General features: G+C 72.3%; 22 protein-coding genes. 10 read left to right on the forward strand and 12 right to left on the reverse strand.

What is annotated here, in order from left to right:
* Positions 1-18: 18 nt before the first annotated feature.
* The gene (locus C6Y14_RS44600) at positions 19-186 is read right to left on the reverse strand and encodes a hypothetical protein (protein ID WP_199854848.1); all 168 of its coding nucleotides are present in this window, start codon (positions 184-186) and stop codon (positions 19-21) included.
* Between the two features lie 188 nt (positions 187-374).
* Here C6Y14_RS44600 and C6Y14_RS24890 point away from each other — a divergent pair, with 188 nt between their 5' ends.
* Together C6Y14_RS24890 and C6Y14_RS24895 are read left to right on the forward strand one after the other, a co-directional pair.
* On the forward strand, positions 375-1,907 hold the full coding sequence (locus C6Y14_RS24890; RefSeq protein WP_107019041.1) for an SDR family oxidoreductase: 1,533 nt from the start codon (positions 375-377) through the stop codon (positions 1,905-1,907).
* 170 nt (positions 1,908-2,077) lie between these two features.
* Positions 2,078-3,451 (forward strand): cryptochrome/photolyase family protein, encoded by a 1,374-nt coding sequence (locus C6Y14_RS24895; protein ID WP_107019042.1) that lies wholly within the window; start codon positions 2,078-2,080, stop codon positions 3,449-3,451.
* 96 nt (positions 3,452-3,547) lie between these two features.
* On the opposite strand, the gene C6Y14_RS24900 is transcribed toward C6Y14_RS24895, so the two are convergent.
* The gene (locus C6Y14_RS24900) at positions 3,548-4,651 is read right to left on the reverse strand and encodes a MerR family transcriptional regulator (protein WP_107019043.1); all 1,104 of its coding nucleotides are present in this window, start codon (positions 4,649-4,651) and stop codon (positions 3,548-3,550) included.
* Positions 4,652-4,775: 124 nt separating this feature from the next.
* Between C6Y14_RS24900 and C6Y14_RS24905 the strand changes: the two genes are divergently transcribed.
* The 3 genes from C6Y14_RS24905 to C6Y14_RS24915 all read left to right on the forward strand — a co-directional run bounded on the left by C6Y14_RS24905 (position 4,776) and on the right by C6Y14_RS24915 (position 7,264).
* A complete protein-coding gene (locus C6Y14_RS24905; protein ID WP_107019044.1) occupies positions 4,776-5,381 on the forward strand; it encodes a sigma-70 family RNA polymerase sigma factor in 606 nt (201 codons plus the stop codon).
* Positions 5,382-5,930: 549 nt separating this feature from the next.
* A complete protein-coding gene (locus C6Y14_RS24910) occupies positions 5,931-6,515 on the forward strand; it encodes a sigma-70 family RNA polymerase sigma factor (RefSeq protein WP_107019045.1) in 585 nt (194 codons plus the stop codon).
* The gene (locus tag C6Y14_RS24915) at positions 6,512-7,264 is read left to right on the forward strand and encodes an anti-sigma factor (protein ID WP_107019046.1); all 753 of its coding nucleotides are present in this window, start codon (positions 6,512-6,514) and stop codon (positions 7,262-7,264) included. The genes C6Y14_RS24910 and C6Y14_RS24915 overlap by 4 nt, the downstream gene beginning before the upstream one ends.
* Positions 7,265-7,377: 113 nt before the next feature.
* Here C6Y14_RS24915 and C6Y14_RS24920 read toward each other — a convergent pair whose 3' ends face one another.
* The 5 genes from C6Y14_RS24920 to C6Y14_RS24940 all read right to left on the reverse strand — a co-directional run bounded on the left by C6Y14_RS24920 (position 7,378) and on the right by C6Y14_RS24940 (position 12,914).
* Positions 7,378-8,184: a DUF1295 domain-containing protein gene (locus C6Y14_RS24920; RefSeq protein WP_107019047.1), complete on the reverse strand. Its 807-nt coding sequence runs from the start codon at positions 8,182-8,184 to the stop codon at positions 7,378-7,380.
* Positions 8,181-9,491: an SAM-dependent methyltransferase gene (locus C6Y14_RS24925; RefSeq protein WP_107019048.1), complete on the reverse strand. Its 1,311-nt coding sequence runs from the start codon at positions 9,489-9,491 to the stop codon at positions 8,181-8,183. Before C6Y14_RS24925 ends, C6Y14_RS24920 begins: the two co-directional genes overlap by 4 nt.
* Positions 9,488-10,756 carry an SAM-dependent methyltransferase gene (locus C6Y14_RS24930; RefSeq protein ID WP_107019049.1) on the reverse strand — a complete coding sequence of 423 codons (1,269 nt, stop codon included), beginning with the start codon at positions 10,754-10,756 and terminating at the stop codon, positions 9,488-9,490. The genes C6Y14_RS24925 and C6Y14_RS24930 overlap by 4 nt, the downstream gene beginning before the upstream one ends.
* Complete coding sequence (locus C6Y14_RS24935; protein WP_404828832.1) at positions 10,753-11,415, reverse strand: DUF1365 domain-containing protein; 663 nt, start codon at positions 11,413-11,415, stop codon at positions 10,753-10,755. Before C6Y14_RS24935 ends, C6Y14_RS24930 begins: the two co-directional genes overlap by 4 nt.
* A gap of 167 nt (positions 11,416-11,582) precedes the next feature.
* On the reverse strand, positions 11,583-12,914 hold the full coding sequence (locus tag C6Y14_RS24940; RefSeq protein WP_107019050.1) for an NAD(P)/FAD-dependent oxidoreductase: 1,332 nt from the start codon (positions 12,912-12,914) through the stop codon (positions 11,583-11,585).
* A 211-nt stretch (positions 12,915-13,125) separates the two neighbouring features.
* On the opposite strand from C6Y14_RS24940, the gene C6Y14_RS24945 reads away from it, so the two are divergent.
* Entirely contained in the window at positions 13,126-13,566 is a 441-nt protein-coding gene (locus C6Y14_RS24945; RefSeq protein WP_107019051.1) for an SPW repeat protein, read from the forward strand.
* Between the two features lie 87 nt (positions 13,567-13,653).
* On the opposite strand, the gene C6Y14_RS24950 is transcribed toward C6Y14_RS24945, so the two are convergent.
* Entirely contained in the window at positions 13,654-14,424 is a 771-nt protein-coding gene (locus C6Y14_RS24950) for an ArsR/SmtB family transcription factor (RefSeq protein ID WP_107019052.1), read from the reverse strand.
* Positions 14,425-14,965: 541 nt separating this feature from the next.
* Here C6Y14_RS24950 and C6Y14_RS24960 point away from each other — a divergent pair.
* Positions 14,966-15,565, forward strand: a complete 600-nt coding sequence (locus C6Y14_RS24960; RefSeq protein ID WP_107019054.1) for a GNAT family N-acetyltransferase — start codon at positions 14,966-14,968, stop codon at positions 15,563-15,565.
* Between the two features lie 366 nt (positions 15,566-15,931).
* On the opposite strand, the gene C6Y14_RS24965 is transcribed toward C6Y14_RS24960, so the two are convergent.
* Positions 15,932-16,711, reverse strand: coding sequence for a GNAT family N-acetyltransferase (locus tag C6Y14_RS24965; RefSeq protein WP_107019055.1), 780 nt, complete (start codon positions 16,709-16,711; stop codon positions 15,932-15,934).
* Between the two features lie 151 nt (positions 16,712-16,862).
* On the opposite strand from C6Y14_RS24965, the gene C6Y14_RS24970 reads away from it, so the two are divergent.
* Both C6Y14_RS24970 and C6Y14_RS24975 read left to right on the forward strand, forming a co-directional pair.
* Positions 16,863-18,098 (forward strand): MFS transporter, encoded by a 1,236-nt coding sequence (locus tag C6Y14_RS24970; RefSeq protein ID WP_107019056.1) that lies wholly within the window; start codon positions 16,863-16,865, stop codon positions 18,096-18,098.
* Between the two features lie 7 nt (positions 18,099-18,105).
* On the forward strand, positions 18,106-19,272 hold the full coding sequence (locus C6Y14_RS24975; RefSeq protein ID WP_107019057.1) for an acyltransferase family protein: 1,167 nt from the start codon (positions 18,106-18,108) through the stop codon (positions 19,270-19,272).
* 83 nt (positions 19,273-19,355) lie between these two features.
* Here the strand turns inward: C6Y14_RS24975 and C6Y14_RS24980 are convergent, their stop codons facing one another.
* Entirely contained in the window at positions 19,356-20,078 is a 723-nt protein-coding gene (locus C6Y14_RS24980) for a chaplin (RefSeq protein WP_107019058.1), read from the reverse strand.
* Between the two features lie 315 nt (positions 20,079-20,393).
* Between C6Y14_RS24980 and C6Y14_RS24985 the strand changes: the two genes are divergently transcribed.
* The gene (locus tag C6Y14_RS24985) at positions 20,394-21,995 is read left to right on the forward strand and encodes an alpha/beta hydrolase (protein ID WP_107019059.1); all 1,602 of its coding nucleotides are present in this window, start codon (positions 20,394-20,396) and stop codon (positions 21,993-21,995) included.
* Positions 21,996-22,062: 67 nt separating this feature from the next.
* Here C6Y14_RS24985 and C6Y14_RS24990 read toward each other — a convergent pair whose 3' ends face one another.
* Both C6Y14_RS24990 and C6Y14_RS24995 read right to left on the reverse strand, forming a co-directional pair.
* A complete protein-coding gene (locus C6Y14_RS24990; RefSeq protein WP_107019060.1) occupies positions 22,063-23,325 on the reverse strand; it encodes an arginine deiminase in 1,263 nt (420 codons plus the stop codon).
* 37 nt (positions 23,326-23,362) lie between these two features.
* The gene (locus tag C6Y14_RS24995) at positions 23,363-24,796 is read right to left on the reverse strand and encodes a basic amino acid/polyamine antiporter (RefSeq protein ID WP_107019061.1); all 1,434 of its coding nucleotides are present in this window, start codon (positions 24,794-24,796) and stop codon (positions 23,363-23,365) included.
* Between the last annotated feature and the right edge of the window lie 12 nt (positions 24,797-24,808).

Consider the following 24,808-nt stretch of genomic DNA (forward strand, 5'->3'; position numbering starts at 1 on the left):
GGGGACGGCGCCGGGCGCTCAGTCCCCGTCGTGCGCCGGGACCACCACGAGGAACGCGTCCGACTCCAGATCCATCACCACGGCCGCGGGCTCGCCCTCGGCACGGCGACGCGCCGCGTACTCCTCCGCGGGCCACGATCCACGCGGGGCTCCTGCGGGAAACTGCTCCAGCACCTTCGCACCCATGACGGCCGCCTTCCGTAAGAACCGACGCCTCTGTGCAAACCCGTCTGCCCCCGATCTCGCCGCACATGTAACCCAAATGGCCCACACGGCGCATCCGCGGAAGGCCGGCACGGGGAAGAGATCACGAGGAGGACACCGAACAGAGCCGATCAGAGTCGGACAGAGCCGAAGAGAAGGGCCGGAACACCATGAGCGGTGACGACACCGGAGCCGGGCTGCGCTGCCTGGTGACGGGCGCGACGGGGTACATCGGGGGCCGTCTGGTCCCGGAGCTCCTCGCCGAGGGGCACCGGGTGCGCTGTGTGGCCCGCTCCCCCGGCGCGCTACGGGACCATCCGTGGGCCAGTGACGTCGAGGTGGTGCGCGGAGACGTCACGGACGCCGAGTCGGTCGCCGCCGCGATGCGCGACATCGATGTCGCGTACTACCTGGTGCACGCGCTGGGCACGGGCAAGGGCTTCGAGGAGACCGACCGCAGGGCGGCGCGGATCTTCGGCGAGCAGGCCCGCGCGGCGGGCGTGCGCCGGATCGTCTATCTGGGCGGGCTCACCCCCGCCGGGGTGCCGGAGAGGGAACTCTCGCCGCATCTGCGCTCCCGTGCCGAGGTCGGCCGCGTCCTGCTGGACTCCGGTGTCCCGACGACCGTGCTGCGGGCGGCCGTCATCATCGGTTCGGGCTCGGCCTCCTTCGAGATGCTGCGCTATCTCACCGAGCGGCTGCCGGTGATGGTCACGCCCAACTGGGTCCACACCCGGATCCAGCCGATCGCCGTACGGGACGTCCTGCGCACGCTCGTGGGCAGCGCGCGGATGCCGGACGACGTCAGCAGGGCCTTCGACATCGGCGGCCCGGAGATCCTGACGTACCGCCAGATGATGGTGCGGTACGCGGCCTTGGCCGGACTCCCCCGGCGGCTCATCGTGCCCGTGCCCGTGCTGACGCCGCGGCTCTCCAGTCACTGGGTCGGCCTGGTCACGCCCGTGCCGCGGTCCATCGCACGCCCGCTGACCGAGTCGCTGCGCCACGAGGTGGTCTGCCACGAGCACGACATCGCCCGGTACGTGCCGGACCCGCCGGGCCGGCCGATCCCCTTCGACGAGGCGGTCCGCCTGGCCCTGCAGCGCATCCAGGACGCCCGGGTCACCACCCGCTGGTCGTCCGCCTCGCTGCCCGGCGCCCCCAGCGACCCCCTGCCCACGGACCCCGACTGGGCGGGCGGCAGTCTCTACACGGACCGGCGCGAACGGGTCGTCGACGCCTCGCCCGAGGCGCTGTGGCGGGTGATCGAGGGCATCGGCGGCGACAACGGCTGGTACTCCTTCCCCCTCGCCTGGGCGGCCCGCGGGCTCCTCGACCGGCTGGTCGGGGGCGTGGGCCTGCGCCGGGGTCGCCGTGACGCGGCACGGCTGCGGGTGGGCGACTCGCTCGACTTCTGGCGCGTCGAGGAGATCGAACCGGGCCGGCTGCTGCGGCTGCGCGCCGAGATGCGGCTGCCGGGCCTGGCGTGGCTGGAGATGTACGCGGAGACGGACGACGACGGCCGCGTCCGCTACCGCCAGCGCGCCCTCTTCCATCCGCACGGGCTGCTCGGCCACGCCTACTGGTGGAGCGTGTCGCCGTTCCACGCCGTCGTGTTCGGCGGCATGGCCCGCAACATCGCGCGGACCGCCGAGAAGACGGGTCCTCCGGCGTCGGCTCCGTCGCGCACGCCCGCCGGCTGACGCGGGTCCGCCGTCCGCGGCCTTCCTCCGACCACCGCATCCGTCGGGCGTCCCGGTCCGGAAGTACTTGACGGCCCCAGGCACCACGGTCCCGGCTCGCCCCTTCCCCTCTCCCCTCACCCCCGCTCCTCTGCCCCCCTCTTCCCGCCCCGGAGTTCCGGAGTCCCGTCATGAACGTCTCGGTCGTCCTGTTCACCTCCGACCTGCGACTGCACGACCATCCGCCGCTGCGCGCGGCGCTCGACGGCTCGCGCACGGTGGTGCCCCTCTTCGTGCGGGACCGGGCCGTCGACCGGGCCGGTTTCGCCGCCCCCAACCGGCTGGCGTTCCTCGCCGACTGTCTGCGGGACCTGGACGCGGGGCTGCGCGAGCGGGGCGGCCGGCTCGTGTACCGCTCGGGCGATCTCGTCGACGAGGTGTGCAAGGTGGTCACCGAGACGGACGCCGACGAGGTCCACATGGCGGGCGGGGTCTCCGCCCACGCCCACCGGCGCGAGGAACGGCTGCGCGCCGCGCTGGAGGGCGACGGGCGCCGGCTGCACGTCCACGACGAGGTGGTCACCGCGCTGGCCCCGGGCGCGGTCACCCCGGCCTCCTCGGACCATTTCGCCGTGTTCACCCCGTACTTCCGGCACTGGGACCGGCACCACCAGCGTCAGGTGCTCGGCGTGCCCCGCGTCGTGCGCGTACCGGAGGACATCGGTTCGGAGCGACTGCCCACGCGCGGGGAGCTGTCCGGCCTGTCCGCGGGACTCGCCACGGGCGGCGAACGGGAGGGCCGCAAGCTGCTCACGGCCTGGCTGCGGAGCGGGATCCACGCGTACGTGGACGGCCACGACGATCTCGCCGGGGACGCCACCTCGCGCCTGTCGCCGCACCTCCACTTCGGCACGGTGTCCGCCGTGGAAGTGGCGCACCGGGCCCGTAAGGCGGGCGGTCCGGGCGCCGACGCCTTCGTACGGCAGCTCGCGTGGCGGGACTTCCACCACCAGGTGCTCGCCGCGCGGCCCGCCGCCTCCAGGAAGGACCTCCGTACCCGCAACGACCTGTGGCGCTCACCCGACGCGGCCGCACAGGAGATCGAGGACTGGAAGGAGGGGCGGACCGGCTATCCCGTCGTCGACGCGGCCATGCGGCAGCTGCGGCACGAGGGCTGGATGCACAACCGCGGACGCCTGCTGACCGCGAGCTTCCTCGCCAAGACGCTGTACGTCGACTGGCGGGTGGGCGCCGAACACTTTCTGAGCCTTCTCGTCGACGGCGACATCGCCAACAACCAGCTCAACTGGCAGTGGGTGGCGGGAACGGGCACCGACAGCCGCCCCAACCGGGTCCTCAACCCCGTCGTCCAGGGCAAGCGGTACGACCCCGAGGGCGCGTACGTACGGCGCTGGGTGCCCGAACTCGAAGGGCTCGGCGGTGCCGCCGTGCACGAGCCGTGGAAGCTCAAGGGGCCCGAACGGGCCGCCTACGACTACCCGGAGCCCATCGTCGACCTCTCCGAGGCGCTGGCGCGCTTCAAGCACGCCCGTGGACGTGACTGAGCGGACGTGACGATCGGGCGTGACGATAGGGCGTGACGGGGACGGCCGTCAGCCAACCGACGTGCCGGCCCACCGACGTGCCCGCCCACCGGTGTGTCAGCCCACCGGCGTGCCGCTCTCGTAGCCGGCCGTCAGAACGGACAGGGCCTCGTTCAGGCCCGGCGGGCGCAGCATGCCCTGGGCCGAACGGCCCGCCCACCCGGGGCCGCCTAGCACGACCATCGGATGCCTGCGCGCCCCTCGCACGCCCCACTGCGTGGCGGCGACGTGCCGGGCCAGGGGCAGGCTCGCCGTGGAACGGGCCTGGGCCCACAGGACGACGGCCGCGGGCCCGAGGCGCCGTACCGCCGCGGTGAGTGCTTCCGCCGGTACCGCCGCGCCGAACATCCTGGTGGGTATGCCGTGTTCCGTGAGGCCTGCGTTGAGGGCCTCCAGGGGCAGGGTGTGCTGCTCGCCGGGTACGCAGGCCAGGACCACGGGCCCCGGCGCGCCGTCCGGGACGGCCGTGCGCGAGACCGGCGTGACCCGGCGGAGCACGGTGGAGATGTGCCAGGACAGCATGTGTTCGACCTCTACGTAGCGGTCGCCCGACGACGCCCATTTGCGGCCGACGGCGTGCAGGGTCGGCACCATCACCTCCTCCCAGGCGACGGCGAGACCGTACCGCTGGACGGCGGAGGTCAGCTGGCCGTCCACGGCGGGGGCGTCGAGGCGTACGGCCGCCCTGGCCAGTCCACGGCACTCCTGGCGCACATCGCCGAGCGGCAGGGTGGCCGCCGCCTCCGAGCGCCGGCCGCCCCCGGACGGCAGGTCGTCGGCCCGAGAGGCTGCCGAGGACGCCGTCGGGGACACCGCCGAGAGCGGCGGGCCCTCCGCCGCCGGGGCCGTCCGGCGCTCGTGGACCGTCGCTTCGGCGCCTGCGTCGCGCGCGGCGCGTGCCGCCTCGGCTGGCGGCACCCCGGCCGACGTGAGCCGGCACATCGCCTCAAGCACCGCCACGTCCTGGGGGGTCCAGCGGCGGTGCCGTCCGTCGGCGCGGACCGCGGGGCCCAGTCCGTACCGGCGGTCCCACGAGCGCAGCGTGGTCGGCGACACCCCGAGACGGCGCGCGAGGCCCCCGGTCGTCATCCCCGTACCGACCGCCGCGGTCTCCTTCGTATCGGGCTCCGAGAGACCCGGCTCAGCCGTCGGCTCATCCATGGAGCGACTATACGACGCAGAATCGACGCGGTTTGAAGCCTTCGCCCCTTCGCTCCCAGGATGACCGCACCGAGCCGCCCCGCGCGGCCGGGACGCCGACGTCCGAGGCGAGGAGCCGTGAGCCATGACCGGACAACCGATGCCCGCGCAGCTGTCCCGCCCCCGGCGGGTGCTTCTGGAGGAACCCCTCACCGACGAAGAGGTGGCCCGCGGCCTGGTGCGGGGCGACGAGGCCTGTCTCGCCGCCGCCCATGACAGGTGGTCCCCCCTGGTGCACACGCTCGCCCGGCGGGCGCTGGGCGACGACAGGGAGGCCGAGGACGTCACCCAGCAGGTGTTCCTGGGCATGTGGCGCGGCCGGCACGGCTACCGGCCCGAGCGCGGCGCGATCGCCGGCTGGATCGTCGGCATCACCAAGCGCAAGATCGCCGACGCGCTCGCGGCCCGCACGCGCCGCGCCGAGCTGGTCGCCTCCGCGGGGGCCGTCCTGGTGCTCGCCGACCCTGTGGCGGAGCGGCCCGAGGCCGTGCTCGACCGGGTACTGGTGGGACGCGAGATGGCCAAGCTGCCCACCTCCCAGCAGCGGGTCCTGCGGCTCGCCTTCTACGAGGACCTCACCCAGACCCAGATCGCCCGGCGCACCGGCCTGCCGCTGGGGACCGTCAAGAGCCATGCCCGCCGTGGACTGCACCAGCTGAAACACGGACTGCGCCGCGAAGCGAGCGGCTGAGGCGGGCGGCCGACATGACGGCCGTCGAACGGGTACACGGATGTCGTGATCCAGTTCGACGCAAAAACGATGCAGCTTTTTTCACGCCTTCACAAACCGGACCAACTTCGCTTCACTTCACGTCGCTTTCGTTTCGATCCACGCCTCTTTCGTTTCAGAACGTACCGATGTCGGTCCGGTGCATCCGTCCGCCACGCGGCGCCGGAAGAGCTGAGGACAAGGGGTGGCACGGTCCGGCACTTCGGGCCGCGGGCACGGGCAGCCGTGACGCCGCTCCTTCGGACCCTCCTCCCGGGGCAGTCGGCTGTCCCGGGAGGGGAGGCCGCCCCGGCGTTCGGCCCGCCGGAGCGGCCCAGCAGTCCGGGGCGCCGTCCAGGACCATCGACGGCGCCCCGGACTCGGGCTTCGGCCGACACGCCCCGGCGGACGGGCCGACGGGCGAGGACTGACGGGCGAGGGGGCGGACAGAAGATCCGCTCCTGACCAATCCGCCGGCGCCCCGGCAACGGATTCCAGCCGTACGAAGCTCGCCTCCCGGAGGACCCTCTCGTGAAAGAAGCCGTGCACATCGGCAAGAACCCCTCGGCGGAACCGGATCTGCAGGAGCTGATGGGCAGTGTCGCCCTCGGTGACCAGCAGGCCTTCGCCGGGCTCTACGACGTCGTGGCGGGTCCCGTCATCGGCGTCGTGCGCGGCGTGCTGCGCGACCAGGCGCAGTCGGAGGAAGTGGCCCAGGAAGTACTGGTCGAGGTGTGGCGGTCCGCCGCCCGCTACCGGAGCGAACGCGGTTCGGTGATCAACTGGGTGCTCACGCTCGCCCACCAGCGAGCCGTCGACCGGGTCCGCTCGGTCGAGGCGTCCGCCGCACGTGAGCACAGGGCGGCCCTGCTCGACCACGCCCCCGAGTACGACGAGGTGACGGAACAGGTGGAAGCCCGGCTGGAGCGCGAACAGGTTCGACGCTGTCTGCGCACACTGACGGAACTGCAGCGCCAGTCGGTGACGCTCGCGTACTACCGCGGCATGACCTACCGCGAGGTGGCCGAGTCACTGGCACTGCCGCTCGGCACGGTGAAGACCCGGCTGCGCGACGGCCTCATCCGCATGCGTGACTGCCTGGGGGTGACCGCGTGAGCACGGTCGATCTGCACACATTGACGGGCGCGTACGCGTTGCACGCGCTCTCCGACGACGAGCGCGGCGAGTTCGAACGGCACGCCGCGGACTGCGAGGCCTGCACGCAGGAGGCCCTCGAACTGAGCGAGACCGCGGCCCGGCTCGGTCTGGCGGTCTCCGCCGCCTCGCCCGCCGCGCTCAAGAGCAAGGTCATGCGGCGGATCACGACGGTCCGCCAGGACAGCCCGCGCGTCGTGCCCCTGACCCGGCCCCCGGGCAGCGGCAGCCGGTCCCGCCGGCTCTCCCGGTGGGCGCTCGCCGCCTGTGTCGCCGGGGTGGCCGCGTTCGGCGGCACGACCGTGTGGCAGTACGACCGGGCGCAGGACGCGAACGAGCAGGCACGGCAGTCGGAGCAGCGTACGGACGCGATCGCGTCGGTGCTGGCCGCCTCCGACGCCAGGACGAAGAGCGCCGAACTGGCGGACGGGGCCCGCGGCACGGTCGTGGTCTCCAAGAGCCGTGACGAGGCGGTCTTCATCGCCGCGGGCATGGCGGCCCCGCCGAGCGGCAAGGTCTATCAGCTGTGGTTCAACGACGCGGGCACCATGCGGTCCGCCGGGCTGATGGACTCCCACCGGACGGCCGAGGCGGTCCTCCTGGAGGGGGCCGTGGACGAGGCGTCCGGCATGGGTATCACCGTCGAACCGGCCGGCGGCTCGGCCGAGCCGACCTCGGATCCCATCGCCCTCATGACGTTCCCCGCCTGACCGGAAGTCTCCCCGGAACCGACTGTGCCGTTCTCTCCCCGGCGGGGGAGGGAACGGCACAGTCAGTTGTGGACAGGTCCTCTGGAGGACATCAGGCGGGCATCAGGCGGGTGTCAGGCCCGCTTCTTCGGCGGTCGCGGGAAGAACCCGCTGGTCCTCGCCCGGTACTCGGCGAATCCCGGACGCTCCGACATGTGCCGCTCCAGCATGGGCTTCCCGCTGCCGTTCATGAGCAGGAAGCTCATCACGAGGGGGGACACCACGGTCACCGCGGCGGCCACGCCCGAGTCGCAGACCAGCAGGAACAGGCCCCACCACACACAGAAGTCGCCGAAGTAGTTGGGGTGCCGGGTCCAGCTCCACAGACCGCGGTCCATGATCTTTCCCCGGTTCGCGGGATCGGCCTTGAAGCGGGCGAGCTGGAAGTCGCCGACCGTCTCGAAGAACATCCCGAGCGCCCACAGCGCGACCCCGGCCCATACGAATCCGCTCAGCGATCCGGACACGTACTGCGCGGCCTGGACCGGCAGCGACACCAGCCAGACCAGGGCGCCCTGCAGCAGGTAGACCATGCGCAGCGCGTAGAGGTCGCGGTTGCCGGGAGCCTTGGCGAGCATCTTGTCGTAGCGCGGGTCCTCGCCGTGGCCCCGGCCGCGCCAGGCGATGTGCCCGGCGAGGCGCAGCCCCCACACCGCGGTCAGTACAGTGACCAGGAGGCGCCGCCCGTCGTCCCCCTCACCGGCGGACGCGAGGAACGACACGAGGGCGACGGCGGTGAAGCCGAGCCCCCAGGCCACGTCCACCACGCGGTGCATGCCCTTGCGGACGGCGACGGCGAACGTGACGAGCATGACGGTCAGCGCGGCCCCGGCCGCGAAGGCGAGGTTCTGGGCGAAGGCCGCCCAGGGGAACCCGTTCATCGTGCGTCCAGGGCGGTGTACCAGGAGCGTTGCGAGGGCGGCATTCCACTGTCCCCGCCCGGTGCGGGACGGGTGCTGAGGATCTGGTCGACGCCCATGCGCCCCTCCTCGAACGCGAGGGCGGCGCCGACCATGTACAACCGCCACACCCGGGCGGTCTCCACGCCGACGAGGCGGACGAACGCGTCCCAGTTCTCCTCAAGGGTGCGGTGCCAGCCCTCGATCGTGCGGACGTAGTGCTCGCGCATCGACTCCACGGACCGCACTTCGAGTCCGGCGTCCTCCAGCAGGCCGACCGTCTGCCCCATGGGCCGCATGTGCATGTCGGGCGCGATGTACGCCTCGATGAACTCGCCGCCGCCCGGGGCGTTGCTGCCACGCGACATCTGCTGGACGAGGACACGGCCGCGCGGTCGCACCATGCGGTGCAGGGCGGCGGCGAAGGCCGGGTACTCGGCGTCTCCCACGTGCTCGCCCATCTCGACGGTGGCGACCGCGTCGTAGGCGCCGCCCGTGATGTCGCGGTAGTCCTGGCACACCACGTCGACCTGGTGCTCCAGACCGCGCTCGCGGACCTGCTCCCTGATGTACGCGGCCTGTTCGCGGGCCAGGGTGACGGCGGTGACCTGCGCCTTGTGCTGTTCGGCGGCGTACAGGGTGAGGGAGCCCCAACCGCAGCCGATGTCGAGCAGCCGGGCGCCCGGGACGAGATCCAGCTTGCGGCAGATCAGTTCCAGCTTGGCCCGCTGGGCGTCGGCGTCGGTGAAGTCGGGCTCGTCGCTGCTCCAGTAGCCGCACGAGTACGCCATGGTCTCGTCGAGGAGCAGCCGGTAGAAGTCGTTCGACAGGTCGTAGTGGTGGCTGATGGCGGCCCGGTCGCGGGCCTTGCTGTGCAGTCCGCCCCGCAGACGTGCCTGGGAGGCGGGCGTGGCGGGCCGCGGGCCGACGGCTCCCAGCCGTACGGCGGTACCGGCCGCCCTGACCAGGTCGGCCGGGGTGAACCGGGGCGCGTCCACGCCCCGTTCACGTACGGCTGCCCAGATGGCCCGCAGGCCCTGGGCGAGGTCGCCCTCGACGTCGAGTTCGCCGGTGACGTAGGCCTGGGCCAGGCCCAGTTCGCCGGGCTGCCACAGCAGTCTGCGCAGGGCGCGCCGGGAGCGTACGACGACGACGGGGGCGTCGGCGGGACCGGTCTCGCTGCCGTCCCAGGCGCGCAGCCGGACCGGGAGACGGCCGCCGAGCGCGTCCTCGGCCAGCGCGGCGAGCCGGTGGGCGGCCCCGGGGCGGGCGGGGCGGGCGGTACTCATCGGGACGGGTTCTCCTTCGTGAACAGGTAGTGCTGGACGTCGAGGTAGCCGGAGCGGAACCCGGCTTCCGAGTAGGACAGGTAGAAGGTCCACATCCGGCGGAAGGTCTCGTCGAAGCCGAGGGCCTCGACCTCGTCGGCGCGTTCGGTGAAGCGTTCGCGCCACAGGCGGAGGGTCTCGGCGTAGTGGGCGCCGTGCGCGTCGCGCCGGGTGACGGCCAGTTGTGTGTGGTCGCGGACGGTCTGCTCCACCGCTTCGACGGAGGGCACCTGGCCGCCGGGGAAGATGTACTTCTGGATCCAGGTGAAGGTGTGCCGGGCCGCCAGCATCCGCTCGTGCGGCATGGTGATGGCCTGCAGTACGGCGCGTCCGCCGGGGGCCAGGCGGGCGTCGAGCGTACGGAAGTAGACGGGCCAGAACTCGACGCCGACCGCCTCGATCATCTCGACGCTCACCACGGCGTCGTACGTCCCCGTGGCCTCGCGGTAGTCGCACAGCTCGACGGAGACCCGGTCGGCGTGCCCGGCCTCGCGGATGCGCTCGCGGGCCAGGTCGCGCTGTTCGCGGGAGAGGGTGAGGGAGGTGACGTGGGCTCCGCGGGCGGCGGCGCGCAGGGCCAGTTCGCCCCAGCCGGTGCCGATCTCAAGGAGCCGGGTGCCCTCGCCGACCTCGGCCAGGTCGAGCAGCCGGTCGATCTTGCGGTGCTGTGCGGTGGCCAGCAGCGGCCAGGTGGCGGGGAAGCCCCGGAAGAGGGCCGCCGAGTAGCTGAGGGTGTCGTCCAGGAAGAGCGCGAACAGGTCGTTGGACAGGTCGTAGTGGCGGCTGATGTTGTCGCGGGCGCCGCCGGGTGTGTTGCGCTGGGCGCCCGGCTGTTTGGGGGCCCACAGTCCGCGCAGTCTCTGGAGCGGCGCCGGGATCAGCTCCGCCAGGCTGCCGGCGAGCACGGTCAGGGCGGCGACCAGGTCGGGCGCGTCCCACTCCCCCGCCATGTAGGACTCGCCGAAGCCGATCAGTCCCCGGGTGCCGATACGGCGGTGGAACGCGTCCGGGTCGTGGATCTCGACGAGCGGTCCGCCCAGGCCCAACTGGGTCCCGTCGGGGAACCGCACGCGCAGCGGCAGGCGTTCGAGCGCTCGGCGCACCAGGGCCCGGGTGAGCGCGGTCCGGGCGCGCGAGGCGCCCGGCCGGTCGACCACGTCCGGCCAGAGCTCGGGGTTCACGTCCATGCGCCGTCCGGCGATGGAGCCGGGCTCCGCTGTCCTCATTCGGCACTCTCCTGGGATCGATGACGGGGGCGGGGCTGGACGGGCAGTCCCCGCAGGAAAAGGCGTATGCCGTGGAAGCGGATGGCGGCCGAGACGACCGCGGTGGACCACGGGTGGCGCAGGGCCTCGCGCACCAGCGCGGCCCGGGTGGCGGGGCGGCGGGTGCCGCGGACGGTCGCGGTGAACGGCCGGCCGCCCTCGCGCTCCAGCCGCACGCTCAGGTCGAGGCGGTCGTCCGGCGCGGGCAGGCGCATGCGGTAGGCGCCGTCGACGGGGAAGAACGGCGAGACGTAGAACTCCTTGTCGGTGCGCGCCACTCCGGCCTCGTCCGGGGTCAGCAGATAGCTGTGCCGCTCCCCGTAGGTGTTGTGGACCTCGGCGACGACACAGCGCAGTTCGCCCTGGGGGTCGTGGCACCAGTAGAGGCTGAGCGGGTTGAAGACATGCCCCAGTACGCGGGCGTGGGCGAGCATCACCACGGGCCCGCCGGCGAGGTGGACGCCGCGCGAGGCGAGGAAGCGGTCCAGGCCCGCGCGGATCGTCGGCGCGCCGCCGCCGAAGTGGTCGCGGGCGTCGAACCTGGCCAACGGACGCACATACCACGGCAGTTCGGGCGGCCGGTCGGGGTCGATGAGCCACAGATAGGTACGGTGGCGCATGGAGTACCGGGTCGGGGCCGTACGGACGTGGGTGACCGTGCACCGGTAGAGGGCGGGCGTGGCCGTGCCCGGATGGGCGGCGGGTATGCCGGGGTGCTGGGCCGGTTTGCCGGTGCCGGGGTGCGGGGCCGATGCGCCGGTGCCGGGTCGCGGGGCGGATGCGTGGGTCACCACGTCACCCCCAGTGCCTCGGCCGCCGTGACGCCGGAGCGGCAGCCGTCCTCGTGGAAACCCCAGCCGTGGTAGGCGCCGGCGTACGCGGTGACGGCGGTGTTCAGGGCGGGGAGCCGCCGCTGGGCGGCCACCGACTCGGGCGTGTAGACGGGGTGTTCGTACACCATGCGGGCGAGGACCTGGTCCGGGTCGACGCGGTCGAGACCGCCCAGGGTGACGACGTACGTCTCGGGTGCGTCGAGGCGCTGGAGCCGGCTCATGTCGTAGCTGACCCTGACCCGGTCGGCGCCCGCCGCGCACGACGGCATCAGGTAGTTCCAGGAGGCGCGCGCCCCACGGGCGCGCGGCAGCGGTGCGGTGTCGGTGTGCAGGAGAGTGGTGTTGCGGGAGTAGCGGAACGCGCCGAGCACCTCCCGCTCCTCGCCGGTGGGATCGGCCAGCAGGCGCAGGGCCTGGTCGGGGTGGACGGCCAGCACCACCGAGTCGTACGTGTCGGTGGTGCCGTCCTCGGCGGTGATCTCGACGCGGTCGAGGTGTCGGCGGACCGCGCGGACCGGCGTCGAGGTGTGCACCGAGTCGATGTGTTTCGCGACCCGGTCGACGTACTCGCGCGAGCCGCCGGTCACGGTGCGCCAGGCCGGCGAGCCGCCGATCGACAGCAGCCCGTGGTTCGCCAGGAACCGGAACAGATAGGCGGCCGGATAGCGCTGGGCCGTCTCGGCGTCGCAGGACCACACCGCCGACACCATGGGCGTCATGAAGTGCGCGACGAAATAGGCGGAGAAGCGCTGCTGGGCCAGGAACTCGCCCAGGGTGAGGGTGTCGCCCTCTGTCCCGGTGCCCGCGTCCGCGTCGGCCAGCAGGCGCCGCGCGGCCCGGTGGAAGCGCGGCACCTCGGCGAGCATGCGCAGGTACGGGCCGCGCAGCGCGTTCCGGGGCTGGGCGAAGAGTCCCGCCGGGCCGCGCGCACCCGCGTATTCGAGGCCGCAGCCGTCGCAGCGGACGGACATGCTCATCTCCGACTCCTGCGTGGCGACGCCGAGTTCGGCGAAGAGCCGGAGCAGGTTCGGATAGGTGCGGCGGTTGTGCACGATGAAGCCGGAGTCGACCCGGCGGGCCCGGCCGTCCGACGAGGTCAGCTCATGGGTGTGGGCGTGTCCGCCGAGCCGCTCGTCGGCCTCGTACAGGGACACCCTGCGCGTACGTCCGAGGATGTACGCGGCGGTGAGCCCGGCGACGCCCGAGCCGATGACGGCCGTACGCCCGGTCCGCCCCGGTATGCCCTCCCCGTCGCTCGCCGTGGCGTCCCGTGACGCTGCTGCCATCGTGCTTCCTCCCAGCCGTCTCCACTCGGAGTCGTCGTGGGTATTCCGAAGCTGAGGCGGCCATGGATTGGCCCGGCGGCCTGCAGATATATCACCAGATCTCTACACATAAGGGATAAATAAGAGCAGACTGGATCCAAGTGGCGTCCACCGCAGATCAGACGGTCGCGGCAGGGACCCGTAGGGACAGCAGAGACAAAGGAGTCGAGTCATGGCCAACGTCTCGAACACCAGAGGTGACATCACCCGTCACCCCGATGTGCCCGAGATGCGGGATCGCTATGCCCGCATGCTCGGTGGTCGCGATGTGGCGCTCATGGACGGACCGGTGTTCCTGCTCGGTCTGTACTGCGCCGCTTCCCCCTGGATCCTCCATTACACGACGAGCCAGCCGGCCATGGTGACGCACAACCTCATCATGGGCATCGCCATCGGTCTGCTGGCCCTCGGATTCACCGTCGCCCCGGCACGGATGTACGGCCTGAGCTGGGCCATGTGCGCCATGGGTGTGTGGATGATCGTCGCACCCTGGATCGTCGGCAGCAGCCCCGACGCGGGTGTGGTGCTCAACAACATCGTCATCGGCGTCCTGGCCGTGGTGATGGGATTCCTGTGCGCGACCACCGCGGCGAAGAGCTCACCGCAGACCTAGAGGACAGGACGGATGGGAGCGGTCGGCCGGTCCGCGCGCCAGGCGCCGCGGACCGGCCGACACACGGCCCTCACTTCGCCCCCGCGGTCAGTGCTCGGGCACCAGCCACGGCTCCTGCGGCAGCGGCTTTCCGGTTTCCAGGAGCGACTTCAGGTTGGCCAGGACGGCCGACCAGCCGAGGGAGACCTGCTTGACCGCGGTCTCGTCGGCCAGGTCCTCATGGGTGACGGTGAGCCGGACGATGTCGCCGTGCGGCCTGATGTCGTAGGTGACCCTTGAATGCTTGTCCTCCTGCCCCTCCTCCTCGGGCGAGGCCCAGGTGGCCACCAGACGGGTGGGCCGCTCGCTCTCCACGACGGTGCCGACCACGTCGGCGACGCCGGTTCCGTCCGTGCGCCGGTGCTCCCACCGCGAGCCGGGGCGCCAGTCCTCGGACACATTGCTGTGGCCCCAGTAGGCGGCGGTCAGTTCGGCGTCGGTGAGCGCGTCCCAGACCTTCTCCGGCGTGCTGGCGATGTAGGTGACGTACACGAATGTCGGCTTGTCGGTCATGTCTTCCTCGGCTCGTCGCTTGAGTGCGCTCAGCGCGCGAAGGCGCGGACGCTCGAACTTGTCGATCCACCGCTCCTGGATCTCGTGGAGCGGTACGGGATTGAGGTAGTGCAGCTTTTCCCGTCCTCGTCGCACGGTGGCGACCAGGTTGGCCGCCTCCAGTACGGACAGGTGCTGGGTCACCGACTGGCGGGTCATGTCGATGTGCTCGCAGAGCTCCCCCAGCGTCTGCCCACCGTGTTCGTGCAGCCTGTCGAGCAGGCGTCTGCGTGTTCCGTCAGCCAGCGCCTTGAAGACCTGGTCCACCTCCGGACCCCTGCTCGGGCCCGGCTCACTCTCCGCCTCTGTTCCCTCATCCGATCGCACACTCAACGTTATGCAGGTGATTGCCTGCATGTCAATCGGAGGAGGTCGTTAGGAGGTGCGGAGCGGCGGCTCGGAATGCCGCCGGTCGCGCTCGGCTTCGCCGACGCACACGGGGCAACCCGGTCCTCGACGGTCCGCGCCCGCGCTCCTTCCCGCCCGAGCCGGTGCGCTTCGGCGGCGCGCGCCTCTGGGCCGACGCGTGGCGGGAGCGAGTTCCGGACAGTGATCCGGCCCGCGCCCCGGGCGTCGCGGAACCACTCACACCCCTCACGTCCGCGGTGCGCCACCAGGAGTTCCCGGACGGTGTCGAGCCGCCGGAAAAGGCCTGCCACCAGGGCGGTCCCGTGTCCGCGAGCCGCGAGGCGGTACACGGTGCGGCCGCTCCCGACCCCTGCCTCGCGGGCCCGGGGCGCACCAGGGCGGGGCGGGCGTGAGCCACGCGCCCTTGGCCGCCCGCCCGCGCGCGAGGCAGGATCGCCTCATGGACAGTCCGCTGACACTCGACGCCCCCTCGCAACTCCGCCTCCAAGGGGAGGGAGTTCACCTGCGCGAATGGTCCGAGGACGACCTGGACGCGCTGATCGCGCTGTACGACGACCCCGAGATAGCCCGCTGGACGCCGGTGGCCTCGCCGTTCGACCTGCCCGCGGCGCGGGTCTATCGCGCCGAGGCGCGAGCGGCCCGCGCGCAGGGACGCAAGGTGCAGCTGGCGATCACCACGGACGGTGGTCCGCCGCGGGGCGAGGTACTGCTGTTCCCCAGCAAGGCCGACGAGCGGGACGCCGAGATCGCCTACGGGGTGGGCGCCGCCCATCGCGGCCGAGGCCTGGCCTCCCGGGCCGTCCGGCTGCTCGCCGCCTACGCCCTGGGCCGCACGGGAGCCCGCCGCGTGGTGCTGTGCATCGAGGAGGCCAACGCGGCGAGTGCGGCCGTCGCCCTGCGCGCCGGATTCGTCCTCACCGACGACGAGCCTCTTCTGCGGATGTCACGAGGACGCGAGACCGCCCTGCGGACATGGAGCCTCACCAGCACTCCCCTGAGCGCCCGGTTCAGCGCATCGGCGGGCGAGCCGGCGAGTTGAGCGACGGCTCGCACTGCACTCGGCTGCGTACACCCTCGCGGTGCGCGGGGCACCGCGCCGCGTGTACGGCCTCGCGATGCATACGGCCTCGCCGTGCGCGTACGGCCTCGCGCCACGCATACGACCTCGCCGCGCGCAGCGCGTCACGTGCGTACCGTTCCCGGGCCCGCCGGCACGTCTTCCCCTCCGCGTCGGCGGGCCCAACGGCCTCGACCGTGCGCCCGGCGCGGGAGAGACGTGGCGGCGCGGGAGGCCGGTCCCGGGACGGTGGGCGCCCATCCCCCGCAGGGTGCCACGGTCCCGTTCCCGCCGCCCGGGGCCGACCGGCCCTCGCGGAAGGGCTGTTCGGCCCCTCCTGCCGAGGAGTTACGGCGCCGCGTGGACGTACGGGACGGTCGTGGTGAGCGGGGCGAAACCCAGCCGCCGGAGAATGGGGCGGCTCTGGTCGGAGGCGTCGACCTGGAGGTAGGGGTAGCCGCGCTCGGCGGCGATCCGGGCGCGGTGCACGATCAGGGCACGGTAGATGCCGCGGCCCCGCCAGGCCTCGACGGTGCCGCCGCCCCACAGACCGGCGAATCGCGTGCCGGGGACGAGTTCCATCCGGGCCGAGCTGACCGGGATGTCACCGGCGAGGGCCACGACCGCGACGACGGTGTCCGGGGCTTCGTCGAGCAGGGCGAGCAGTTGGTGGCGCAGCCCGGTGCCGGGCGTGCCGAAGGCCTGCTCGTGGACGTCGACCATGAGGTCGACCCCGGCGGCGTCGGTGACGGGCCGCAGTTCGACGCCCGGCGGTGGCTCGGCGTCGAGCTCCAGTTCCCCGGCCTCGACGACCATCAAGGTTTCCGCGGGTTCGGGGGTGAAGCCGGCGGCCAGCAGGCGCCGCCCCAGGTCGTGCGGCCGGTCGTGCCCGTACAGCTTCCACTCGAACGCGCGGCCGAGCCGTGCGAAGTGGCGGCGCTGCTCGGCGATCGCCGCGTCCGCGTCGGCCTCCGTGAGGTCCGACCAGAGCACTCCGTTCCAGCCCTGCTCCGATCCCACGTGCCGGACCACCCCGTCGACGCGTTCCACGACGGAGTCGGGGCCGAAGGGGCGCGCGTTCTCCCGCATGTCCCGGTCGAACAGTGCCAGTACCGCTGCGTGATCCATCCCGCCACTCCAGCATCCGCGGACCGGCCGGGCAACGGAGTTTCGGGGCCGCCGGGTCCAAGGAGGGCGGCCCGCAGGGATCCGTCCGCGCCGATCGCCCGGAGCCCGACGCCTTGCCTTCACACTGATGTGAGTGTTCCAGCCTGGCCCGATGACGACCGCCTCTGTCTCCGGTGGCGCCGGTACGCCCGCCGCCACCGCGCCCCGGCTGCCGCTCTCCGGGCTGCTCGCGCTGTCCACGGCCGCCTTCACCGCCGTTCTGACGGAACTGCTGCCGGCGGGTCTGCTGCCCCGGATGGCCCCGGATCTCGGTGTCTCCGAGGCGCGGGTGGGCTTCCTGGTCACCGGGTACGCCCTCGCGTCGTTCCTCGCCGCGATCCCGCTCACGGCCGCGCTGCGGGGGCTGCCCCGGCGTCCCGTACTCATCGGCGCGCTCCTCGGCTTCGCGGCGGCCAACACCGTCACCGCCCTGTCCTCGTCGTACGGGCTGACGTTCGCGGCGCGGCTGACCGCCGGGGTCATGGGCGGCACGCTGTGGGCCATGCTCGTCGGGTACGCGGCCCGGATGGTGCCCGCGGAGCGGCGCGGCCGGGCCATCGCCGTCGTACTGGCGGGCATCACGCTCGCCCTCTCCCTGGGTCTTCCGGCGGGTACGGCACTGGCCGACGCGCTCGGCTGGCGCGCCGCGTTCGCCGCGCCCGCGGTGTCGGCCGCGCTGCTCGTGGTGTGGATACGGCGCCGGGTGCCGGGCTTTCCCGGCGAACGGCCCGGAGAGCGCGTGCCGTTGCTGCGCGTCGCCGCGCTGCCCGGGATCGGCACGGTGCTCTCCGTCACGCTGACGCTGCTCGTCGGCCACCAGGTGATGTACACGTACGTCGCGCCCTTCGCGCAGGACGCCGGTTTCGGCCGGACGGGGCTCGTGCTGCTGGTGTTCGGGGTGGCGACCGTCGCCGGGATCTGGCTCACCGGCGTCCTGGTCGACCGTCAGCTGCGGCGGACCCTGCTGGGCGCGCTGGCCCTGCTCGCGGCGGCGATGCTCGCGCTGGGCGCCTGGGCCGGACAGGCCGCCGTCCTGCTGATCGCGGTCGCGCTGTGGGGCGTCGCCTTCGGCGGGGCGCCGACGCTGATCCAGACCGCTCTCGTCGACGCCTCGGGGACCGCGAACGCCGATGTGGCCACCTCGCTGCAGACCACCGTCTACAACGCGGGCATCGCGGCCGGTTCCCTCACCGGCGGCCTGGTCCTGGAGAGTTACGGCTCGGCGGCGCTGCCCTGGACGACGCTCCTGCTGGTCACCGTGACCCTCGCGACCGTCGCCGCGGGCCGCCGCCGCGCCTTTCCGCGCGCACGCCCCTCGGATGTACGAGCGAACGCGGGGGACGACTGAGCCGTACATGAGGGGGCAGGCGGGAGAGATCGGCTCACCGCCACCGAGGCCAGGAGATGTGGTGTCGCACGACCTGTCAGCCCCCGCGCCGACCGCGCCACGGGAAGGCCTCACCGCGGCCCCGGCGACCGAGCCGGCGTCCGCCCGCAGGGATCCGTACTTCGACAACGCGAAGTACCTCACCATCGTGCTGGTGGCCTGCGGTCACGCCTGGGAACCCCTGACCCACGGGAGCCGGTTCGCGACCGCCGCGTATCTGACCGTCTACGCCTTCCACATGCCCGCGTTCGCCCTCGTCTCCGGCTATTTCTCACGGAGTTTCGACATGGCGCCGGGCCGGGTGCGGCGCCTCCTGACGAGCGTCGTCGTGCCGTACTTGGTCTTCGAGACCGCGTACACACTGTTCTACCGCTGGGCGCAGGACGATCCCGGTTATCCGCTGAGTCTGCTGGACCCCTGGTACGTGATGTGGTTCCTGCTCGCTCTGTTCATCTGGCGGATCACCACTCCTCTCTGGCTGACACTCCGTCACCCGGTGCCGGTCGCACTGGCGTTGGCCGTGCTGGCCGCCGTCTCACCGGAGCTGGGCGGGGACATCTCCATCCAGCGGGTCCTGGGGTTCCTGCCGTTCTTCGTGCTCGGTCTGACGCTGCGCGCCGAGCACTTCACACGGCTGCGGACCTGGCGCGTACGGCTGTACGCGCTGCCGGTGGGAGCCGCGGCACTGATCACGGCGTACCTGGTGGCGCCCTGGTTCAGCGCCGGCTGGCTCTACCACCGGGGCAGTGTCACGGGCCAGGGCGCACCGAACTGGGTGGGCCTGTTCACCACTCCGGCGCTGTTCTGTCTCGCGCTGGTCCTGACGGCCTGCTTCCTGTCCTGGGTCCCCGGGCGGCGCCTTTGGTGCACGGCGCTGGGCGCGGGCACGATGTACGGCTATCTGCTGCACGGTTTCGTCATCAAGGCGTCCCGCTTCTGGGACTGGTACGACCACCCCTGGCTGCACACCGCGCTCGGCGAACTGGCCGTCACCGCGGCCGCCGTGGGCCTCATCACCGCGCTGTGCTCCGCCCCGGTCCGCAGGGTGTTCCGGTTCGCCGTCGAGCCGCGCATGGAGTGGATGTTCCGCCGCCGCGACGAGATCCCGCCTGGGCGAGCCCCCAAGGACGCCTGACAGCCGGCTCTTCACGAGGCACGGGTCCGGGCTCGTGCCCGGACCCGTGCGTGCCGACGACTTCAGGTCAGCGCGCGTTCAGGTCAGTGCTCGTCCCGGCGCCCCGACCGCTGTGCGGGGGCGGGCCGGAAGCGGCGGTGCAGCGCGACTCCGCCCAGCAGCAGTGCCGCGCTCGCGGCGGCCGTCGGGCCCAGCAGGTCCGTACCGGTCCGGGCGAGGGCGGCCCTGGGGACGGCCTGCGGCAGGATCTGCGGCCCCTCGGCCTCCACCGGGTCTGCCGGGTCGGCGGGGTCGGCCGGGTCCACGGGCGGCTCCGACGGCTGGGCGGGCTTCGGACCGGACGGCGTCTCCGGGAGCTGCGGCCCCTGGCCCGAGGTGTTCGTGGATTCGTTGCCGACGGCGGGGTTGCCGATGCCGACCACGCTCACCGAGTTGCCGGAGACGTTCACGGGGAGCTGGACCGGGAGGTGCACACCGTTGCCGGAGATCAGGCCCGGCGAGTCCTTCCCGGCCCCCTGGGCGACCGCACCGGCGGAGCCGTCGTGGCCGCCTCCCTCGCCGTCGCCGCCCTCGTTGGCGCAGCTGTTGCCCGCCGCGGGGTTGAGGAGCCCGACCACGTTCACGGTGTTCCCGCACGCGTTCACCGGTACGTCCACCGGGAGCTGAATGGTGTTGCCGGAGATGACCCCGGGCGAGTGGGCCGTGCCGCCGTCGGCCGCGGAGTCCGCGTACGCCGGCATGGTCACGGCCACGGCGCCGGATGCGGCGGCCACGATGATCAAACCACTTCGGGCAACCCGTTTCATTGCTTGTCTGCCTTCCAGGACATGGTCGCGAGCAGGCGCCCGCACCGTTTAAACGCGGGCAAACCACGCAGGTTATGGCTCATCCGGCAAACGCCCCCTTCGAGCGGACGATCGAACGGGCGGCGACGGAGCGGACCGTGGCCGGTCGGACAACGGCTCGGCGGACGGCGGCCGAGCACGCGTCGGCCGCACGGGCGGCGCACGATAAGGCCTGTTCCCGCGCCCCGCTCGCCGGGAGGCGTGGCCGCGGGTGCCCCCTTATCGTGATCGAGGGGGAAATCCCGGCCGTGGTGCCGGGGCGTCCCGGGAGGCCTGATGCTGTCAACGCGCCAACGCCGTGCCTTCACCTGCGCCATGACGCTGGCCCTGCTGGGAGCAGGGCTGCCGTCGGTGGCCGCGGCCGCCGCCGACGGACCCGACCTGTCCCGCTTCCACGACCAGACCATCAAGTGGTCGGCCTGCCCGGGCGACGGACTGCCCGACGGACTGCAGTGCGGGAAGGTGACCGTCCCCGTCGACTACGCGCACCCCGCCGACGGCACGCTCGACCTGGCCATGGCCAGGTTCCGGGCGACCGGCAAGTCCAGAGGCTCGGTGCTGCTGAACTTCGGCGGCCCCGGCGGCCCGGGGGTGGGCGAACTCGCTGACGGCGGTGAGGACTTCATGGGTCTCACGAACGGCTACGACGTGGTGACCTTCGATCCGCGCGGCGTCGGCCGGAGCTCTCCGGTCAGCTGCGGCGAGGGCATGGACGACGGAACAACGGCCCCCGACCCCGACACGGAGACCGGGGCGGAGACGGAGGCGGACGAGAGCGAGGACCCGCGGGCCGCTCTCGAAGTGCTGCGCGAGCTCGCCGCGGACTGCGCCGAGCACTCCGGGCCCGTGCTGGGGCACATCGGCACGGTCGACGCGTCGCGTGACCTCGACGTGATGCGCGCGGCCCTCGGCGACGAGAAGCTCAACTACCTCGGCTTCTCGTACGGAACGCGGCTGGGCGCGGTGTACGCGGCCCAGTTCCCCGACAGGACCGGCCGTATGGTCCTCGACGGCGTGGACACCCTCACCGAACCGCTGAGCGAGCAGGGCGTCACCGGCGCCCAGGGCCAGCAGACCGCCCTGGAGGACTTCATCGACTGGTGCACCGAGGACGTCAACTGCGCGTTCGGCCAGGACTCGCGCTCGGCCCGGGAGGAGGTGCTGCGGCTGATCGGCTCGCTGGACGCGGACCCGGTGCCGTCGGACTTCGGCATACCGTTCTCCGGCCAGGACCTGGTGGGGGCCATAGGACAGGCCCTCTACAGCAAGGAGCTGTGGCCGGCCCTCTCGCACGCACTCACCTCACTGGTCCAGGACGGCGACACGCGGGGCATCATGGGGTTCTTCGTCGGCGGCAGCTCGCGCCCCCGTGCGGGCCATCCCCGCCAGGTCTCCCCCCGTGCGGACGGCGGTCTCGTCGACGAGGGAGAGATCCCGCTCGACAACCTCCCGGCCGCGCTCATGGCCGTCAACTGCGCCGACGACCCCGACCGCCCGACCGCCGACCAGGTCGTCGGGAACCTCGGCAGGCTGCGTGCCGCGTACGAGCAGGCGTCACCGGTCTTCGGCCGGTACCGGCTCGCCCAGGCCCTGATGTGCTACGGCCGCCCCAAGGGCACCTCGTACATCCGCGACGAGGTACGGGACGTCGACACCCCGAAGATGCTCCTCGTCGGCACCCGCGGCGACCCCGCCACGCCGTACCGCTGGACCACCGAGACCGCGGACCGGCTCGGCCCGTCGGCCGTCGTCCTCGACAACAAGGGCGAGGGCCACACCGGTTACTCCTCCTCGAAGTGCGTGCACCGGAAGATCGACGACTTCCTGCTGTACGGGCGACTGCCGGCCGACGGCAGCTCGTGCGGCTCGGAGGAGTGAGCCACGTACGACACGCGCGGGAGGGGCGGGTCCGGAAGCCGACCCGGCTCCACAGGTCGCCCCGGCTTCAGAAGTCGACCGGGTCGCGCACGATCGGGCATGTCATGCAGTGCCCGCCGCCCCTCCCCCGCCCCAGCTCGGCGCCGACGATGGTGATGACCTCGACGCCCGCCTCACGCAGCAGGGCGTTGGTCTGGGTGTTGCGGTCGTAGGTGAACACCACGCCGGGCTCCAGGGCCACCGCGTTGTTGCCGCTGTCCCACTGCTGGCGCTCGGAGGCGTAGACGTCGCCGCCCGTCTCGACGACCCGCAGTGCGGGGAGCCCGAGGGCCCTGGCGACGACGTCCACGAAGGGGCGGGAGCCCTCGTCGGTGAGTTCGATCCCGGGTGCCTTGTCGGCGGGCCGCAGGGAGAAGGTGTGGACCTTGTCCATGATGGTCGGGTACAGCGTCACGAGGTCGCGGTCGGCGAAGGTGAACACGGTGTCGAGGTGCATCGCGGCACGCAGTTTGGGCATGCCCGCGACGATCACGTGCTCGGCGGCCCCGTTGGCGAAGAGGGCCGCCGCGACCTGGGTGATGGCCTGGCGGGAGGTGCGCTCGCTCATGCCCATGAGGACCACGCCGTTGCCGACGGGCATGATGTCGCCGCCCTCGAACGTGGCCTGCCCCCAGTCGAGTTCGGGATCCCCCCACCACACCGTGGAACCCCGGTAGTCCGGGTGGAAGGTGTAGACCGCCTTCATGAGGAGCGTCTCGTCGTGCCGGGCCGGCCAGTACAGCGGGTTGAATGTGAGGCCGCCGTAGAGCCAGCAGGTGGTGTCCCGGGTGTAGAGGGTGTTGGGCAGCGGCGGCATCAAGTACTCGCGTACGCCGGTCGATTCACGCGCCAGGGACACGTAACCGTCACGGAACTCGTCGGGCAGGTCGACGGTGGACAGGCCGCCGATCAGGTACTCGGCGAGCCTGCGGGGCTCCAGTGACTCCAGGAAGGCGCGGGTGTCGTCGAGGAGTCCGAGGCCGACCTCGTTCGCGGTGATCTTGCGGTCCAGCAGCCAGGAGCGGGCCTGCGGGTCGGCCACGGTCTGTGCGAGCAGGTCGTGCAGCTCGACGACGTCGACGTCCCGTTCGCGCATCCTGGCGACGAAGTCCGCGTGGTCGCGCTGGGCGTTCTCCACCCACATGACGTCGTCGAAGAGCAGGTCGTCGGAGTTGCTGGGGGTGAGCCTGCGGTGGGCGAGGCCGGGTGCGCAGACCAGTACCTTGCGCAGCTTGCCGACCTCGGAGTGGACGCCGTACGCGGGCCGGGTCGGGGTGTCCTGTGGGGTCACGGTCTGCCTTTCGCGGAGCGGGGCGGTGGCTGCGGGGTCAGAGGCTGATCCAGCCGCGCGCGAGCGCGACGACGCCCACGACGGCCCCGGCCACCGAGACGGCGAGGATGACGAGTTCGCGGGGTGAGAAGAGCCGTCGGCCCTGTTCGCGGCGGGCCATGACGAACAGGACCGTGGCGGGCGCGTAGATGATGAGGGACACGAGGAGGTACTTGAGGCCGGCGGCGTAGATGAGGAACGCGGTGTAGACCGTGGCCAGGGCCGCGACGGGCAGGTCCCACCGGCCCGCGCCGCCGGACCGCGCGACCATGACGGCGAACCCGGCGGCCAGCAGGAACGGGATGAGGGTCAGGGCGCTGGTCAGGTCGAGCGCGAAGTTGAACGCGTCGTCCGAGAAGAGCGTGACGACGAGCACGATCTGGGTCAGCACGGTGGTGATCAGCAGGGCGGGCAGCGGCACGTCGGCCGCCGTGGAACGCCCGAGGAAGCGGGGCATGTCCTCGTCCTTCGCGGCGACGAAGAGCACTTCGGCGGCCATCAGCGTCCAGGCGAGGTAGGCGCCGAGGACGGAGACGATCAGGCCGACGCTGACGAACACCTTGCCCCAGGTGCCGACCGCCTCCTCCAGGACGCCCGCCATGGACGGCTGCCGCAGTTCGGCGATCTCGCTCATCGGCAGGATGCCGTACGACACGATGGTGACCGAGGCGAAGATCGCGAAGACGCTCAGGAAGCCCAGGACGGTCGCGCGTCCGACGTCCTCCCGGCGCTTGGCGTGCCGGGAGTAGACGCTGGCGCCCTCCACCCCCAGGAACACGAAGACTGTGGCCAGCATGGTGCCCTTGACCTGCTGGAACAGGGAGCCTGCGTAGTCGGCTCCGGCGAAGTTCTCGGCGAAGACGCTGGGCTTGAGGCAGAACAGCGCGATGAGGACGAAGACCAGGATGGGTACGACCTTGGCGACCGTGACGATCCGGTTGATGGCCGCGGCCTCCTTGACCCCGCGGCTGATGAGCAGGAAGAACGCCCACAGACCCGCGGAGGAGAGCAGCATGGCGAGGACCGTGTCGCCGTCGCCGAGCGCCGGGGCGATCGCTCCGACCGTCGACATGATGAGGACCCAGTACGTCACGTTGCCGACGCAGGCGCTCGCCCAGTAGCCGAAGGCGGCGAAGAAGCCCAGGTACTCGCCGAAGCCCGCCTTCGCGTAGGCGTAGACACCGGCGTCGAGGTCGGGTCTGCGCAGCGCGAGCCGCTGGAAGACGAAGGCCAGCATGAGCATGCCGGTGCCGGCCACCGCCCACGCGATGAGCGCGCCGGCCACGCCGGTCTCCTGGCCGAAGCGGCGGGGCAGCGAGAAGACGCCCGCGCCGACCATGGAGCCGACGACCATCGTGGTCAGCGTGGGCAGGGTCAGTTTGGCTGCGGGCGACCGGGACTCGCTCCCGGTTCCGGTCTCGGCCTGGCTCATGGGTGTCCTCGG

Origin of the sequence: Streptomyces dioscori, assembly GCF_003024195.1 — a bacterium.
GTDB lineage: Bacteria > Actinomycetota > Actinomycetes > Streptomycetales > Streptomycetaceae > Streptomyces > Streptomyces dioscori.